At 61.5% G+C, this 4,992-nt stretch carries 1 protein-coding gene; it reads right to left on the bottom strand.

Features of this window, described 5'->3' with window-relative positions:
* Positions 1-4,992, bottom strand: a 4,992-nt coding sequence (locus tag VGP75_RS10650) for a type I polyketide synthase (RefSeq protein WP_327543643.1), incomplete at both ends; no start/stop codon positions are given.

Here is a 4,992-nt window from a genome sequence, read left to right as displayed (position 1 = left end):
ACCTGCCGCATCTCGGCAATATAGTCGGCGGCAGCGGCCTCGATCGTGCGATGCGGTTCTTCGTCACCCAGAAGTCCGCGCGCCTGCAATCCATAGAAAGGACGGTCGCTGCCGATCAGGTGCGCCAGATGGCGCAGGTTCAACACGTTGCCGAACATGCCCGCCACAAGGAAGAACGGCGGTTTGCGCCCGCCCTCTCCCTGATGCATCGGCACCAGATGGGTAAAGCGCCGCGCAGGCGCTTTGGGGGCGTCGGCTGGCGTATCCCCGCCCTCAACAGTCACACCGCGTGCGGCAATCAGCGTCGCACATTTGCGGATTGTCGGGGCCTCGAACAGCACGGAAATCGGGAAATCGACAGAAAACGCCTTGCGGATTTGCGCAAAGAGCCGCACCGCAATCAGGGAGTGCCCGCCCAGATCAAAGAAACTGTCCTCGGCGCCGATCTGATCGACACCCAGAAGGTCCTGCCAGAAACCGGCCAGCCGCTCTTCGATCGGGCCTTCGGGCGCGACGTAGTCACTATCGAGTTGCGGCCGCGAGAATTTCTGTCCGTCCTCGGCATCATCGTCATCACTTTGGCCCGCCTGCGCGATCAAGGCATCCAGATCAAGCGAAGACAGGATCACCTGTTGATGCGGGCTCGAGAGCGCACGCAAAAACAGATCCGCCCCCTCCTCAGCACGGATGCCTTGCGACAGGTTGTGGCGCAGCCGTTCCTCTGCGGGCGACAGCGGGCGAGCCACATTATTCTGCCCCGCCGTTGCAGGGGCGGGTTCTTGCGCGCCAAAGCCTGCCATCTCGGCCATCTGGCGGATCGTAAATCCGGTGACGTCGACACAGACCGTCCCGTCCGGTGCGACAAGCGTGATATCAAAACTGGCGATGTCGCTGTCTGACGTGTTGTCGCGCGCGTTGCGTACCCAGCTGACCACCTGTGCGGGCAGCGGCGCATAGACCTTGACCGACCGATAGGACACCGGCACCCAAAGGTGCTGCGCGGTGTAGCCTTTGATCAGCTTCATGGCCCAGCCCGTGGCCAAATCCATCATGCCGGGATGCAGCAGATAGCCTGCATCACGATCCCCCGCCGCGGCCTGCGGCAGCGCCAGCGTGGCAAGCCCCTCACCATCGCCAAGGGCGGTGGATTGCAGGACCCGCCAGCGCGGACCGAATTTCAGATGCGCCTCTTGCGGTGAAGCAATCCAGCCCAGTTCACCCGCCTCGATCGGCGGCGCACAGCGCGCGGCGATGGCATCAATATCCAGCGGCGCAGGGGCGCCCATCGGTAATATCTGCAAACTGGCCTGCGCGTTCTGGGTAAAGGCCCCATCCGCGCCGCTTTCCACCAAAAACTCATAGCCCGCCTCACTGCGCGGCAAGGTGAGGCGCAGGTCAACCGAGCCGGTATCCCCCACCGCAAAGGGACGCAGGAAATAGAGATCACGGATTTCAAAAGCGGCCTTTTCGCCCATGCTTTGCAGCGCTTCTGCCGCCATCTCCAGATATCCGGTGCCGGGCACCAGCGCGTCACCGGCCTTGGTGCGGTGCTCATCCAGAAACCAACGGTCCGCCACCGTGTAGGATGCAGTAAAGACACGCGCGCCCGCACGGTCAAACGTCGCGTGATCCAGCATTGGTGCACTGACATCGGTTACTTCTGCGGGGGCGGCGGCACCTGCGCGTTCTTCCATCGCATCGGCGGCCATGCCCACATCGGCCCAGATACCCCAGTTGATCGCGCGCACCATCGTCGCACCGCCGCTGCGCGATTTGGCATAGGCGTTCAGGTATTCATTGGCGGCCACATAATCGACCTGTCCGATGGGTGCTGTCGCGGTCGAGCTTGACGCAAAAAGCACAAGCCAATCCAGATCGCCGTCGGGGAACACCTCGTCCAGCACTTGGGTGCCGTGGATTTTGGGGGCAAAAACATCTTCGATACTGGTCACATCCTTGGCCATGATGGGCGCATCATCAATATGACCTGCGGCGTGGATCACCCCGTTGATCGGCCCGAAAGCGGCCTCGATTTTCGCGCGGGCGTCGCGGATATCTTCCACATTGCTGACATCTGCGGCGACCGAGAGGATCTCACCGCCCAGCGCCTCAAGCGCCTGCACCGCCTTGATGCGCCGCGCGAGTGACGCGGTAGGCGGGGTGTTCTTTAGCGTCGTCTCCCATGCCTCACGCGGTGGCAAAGCACTGCGCGACAGCAGCGCAATCCGCGCGCCACAGCGTTTGATCAGCGCCTCGGCCAGTGTCAGGCCGATGCCACCAAAACCACCGGTGATCAGATAGACACCTTTGTCTTTCAAAACAGGCAGCGGGCCGTCATCGGGCAAATCCGTCAACGCCGCAGGTTTATAGGTGAGCGCAAACCGCTTACCCCCACGCACCAACGCGGTGCCATTGCCCGGATCGGACAGCGCATCCTCAAGGATATGGCCTACCAAACGGTCGGTATCGGCCTTGGCCATCCTGCGTTTCTTGCGCCCCTCGGGCTGGGGCAATTCTAAATCAAGCGTCGCGACGGTCAGATGCGGAAATTCACGCGGGATCACCCGTGCAGGCCCTGCAAGCGTGGCTTTCTCAGGATGCGGCAGAGCCTCACCTTTATGCTGGGCGGCGCCGTTTGACAGCACAGTCATGTGAATATCGCCCGGCAAATCCTCGCCACCAATCGCCTGGGCAAGGAAGAACAGACTATAGAACCCCTGTTCCTGCACACGGTGGAAAAAGCTTGAACCGGGGCGGAAACTCTCATCCGCCGTAATCATCCAGGCATGCAAAATGCGGGTCGGGATCAGATCACGGGTGTTGAGATCGGCGATCAGGAGATCATAGCCTTCGCGCCCACGTTCAGGCGCAAGGAAATATCCCCCCTCGCCATCACGCGCAAAGGTATCGCCAGGGCGCACGGTGACCACATGATGCCCAGCAGCGCGCAACCTTTCAGCGGCGGCGCCGCACAGGCCCGCATCATCGGCGAACACTAGCCATGTCTGCTTGTCCGCCTCGGACAGATCACCGGTGACGTCCACATCGCAGGCCGCATAACGTGGCAACCACGCAGGGCGGTAACCCCATTCATCGGGCGGTGTGTTACGGGTCAGCCATTCGCTGGCCTCGTCTGTGGTCGCTGTGCCGGGTTCGATGAAATAGGCGGCGTGCTGGAACGCGTAGGTCGGGAGCGGGACGCGCAAACGCCGCGCATCGCCCCAGATCTGGCCCCAGTCAAAGGTGCCGCCCACGGCCCAGACACGGCCCAGCATCGCCATAAAATACGCATCATCCGCGATGTGATCCTTGGGGTGGCGCAGGCTGGAAATCACTTGATTCGCGGTGACTTTGCCGTGCTGGCCCGCCAGCGAAGACATCGCCTTGCCCGGCCCCACTTCGATAAAGACGCGCGCGTCTTTCTCGGCCAGTGTGGTCAGACAATCGGCAAAGCGGACCGTACCGCGCAGATGGCCCACCCAATATTCGGGGTCCTGCGCCTGTTCATCCGTGATCAACGCACCCGTGCGATTGGATGTGAACGGGATTTTCGGGGCATGCAGTTCAATCGACCGCAGATAATCGCCGAAATCCTTCAGGATCGGGTCAAGCATCCGCGAATGTGCGGCGATATCAATCGGAATGCGCTGGCAGTCGATATCCTTGGCCTTCAGCCGCGCCTCGAGATCATCCAGCGCAGATTGCGGACCAGTGGCGACGCTGAGTGAAGGGGCGTTCACAGCGCCCAAATCCAGATCATCGCCCAAGAAGGGCTCCAACTGATCCGCAGGCAGCGCAATCGACAACATGCCACCCGCAGGGACGGTATCAAAGAGCTTGCCGCGCAAATGGACCAGACCGATGCAATCCTCGAATGACATCACACCTGCCACACAAGCGGCGGTGTTCTCACCCATTGAATGACCGGTCAGGGCAGCCGGCTGCACACCCCAGCTCATCCAGAGCTGCGCCAGCGCATATTCCACGATCATGATCAGCGGCAATTGCACGGACGGTTGGGTCAGCTTGGCATCAGCGGCGGCTTCCTGCCCGGGTTCGGGCAGCCAAAGCGCACGAATATCGTAATCCAGCTTGGGTTGCAGAATAGCCAGACCCTGATCCATCCATTCCGCAAAGACAGGCTCGGTCTCGTAAAGGTCCCGCGCCATGCCAGCATATTGCGCGCCACCACCGGGGAACATGAAGACATAATCGGGGTCTTCACCCACGACCGTATGGCTGAACGCGCGGCGGGGGTCGTTTGCTTCAAGCTGGGCTGCGGCGTCTTCATGGGTTTCGGCCACAATCACGCGGCGGCGCTCAAACGCGCGACGCCCCCTTTGCAGGGTCCATGCCACATCAGCAAGCGGCTGGTCAGGGTTTGCGCGCAGGTGTGCGGCCAAAGTGGCGCAATTGGCATCAAGGGCAGCCTTGTTGCGCCCCGACACTGTCAGGATCTGAAACGGCCAATCCGATGCATCTGATGGCGGCAATTCCGGCGCTTCCTGCAGCACGACATGGGCGTTGGTCCCGCCCACACCCAGCGAGTTCACACCGGCGCGCCTTGGCCCTTTATGGCTGACCCAATCGGTGAGCGTGTCGTTGACCCTGAAAGGCGAGGTTTCGAAATCAATCGCGGGATTGGGCTTTTCATAACCCAGCGAGGCAGGAATCTGTTTGTGATGCAGCGCAAGCGAGGTCTTGATCAGACTGGCCACGCCCGCTGCGGTATCCAGATGCCCGATGTTGGTCTTGACCGACCCGATCCGGCAGAACCCCACCTCGTCCGTGGTTTCCTGAAACGCCTGCGTAAGTGCGGCCACCTCAATCGGGTCGCCCAGATAGGTGCCTGTGCCGTGGCACTCGATATAGTCGATGGTGTCCGCAGGTGTTTCGGCAATCATCTGCGCTTCGGCAATCGCCTCTGCCTGGCCGTCTACCGAGGGGGCAAGATAGCCGGCCTTGGCCGCGCCATCGTTATTGATGGCCGAA

Origin of the sequence: Yoonia sp., assembly GCF_036007805.1 — a bacterium.
Classification (GTDB): domain Bacteria; phylum Pseudomonadota; class Alphaproteobacteria; order Rhodobacterales; family Rhodobacteraceae; genus Yoonia.
This window is presented reverse-complemented; position numbering and strand designations above follow the sequence as displayed.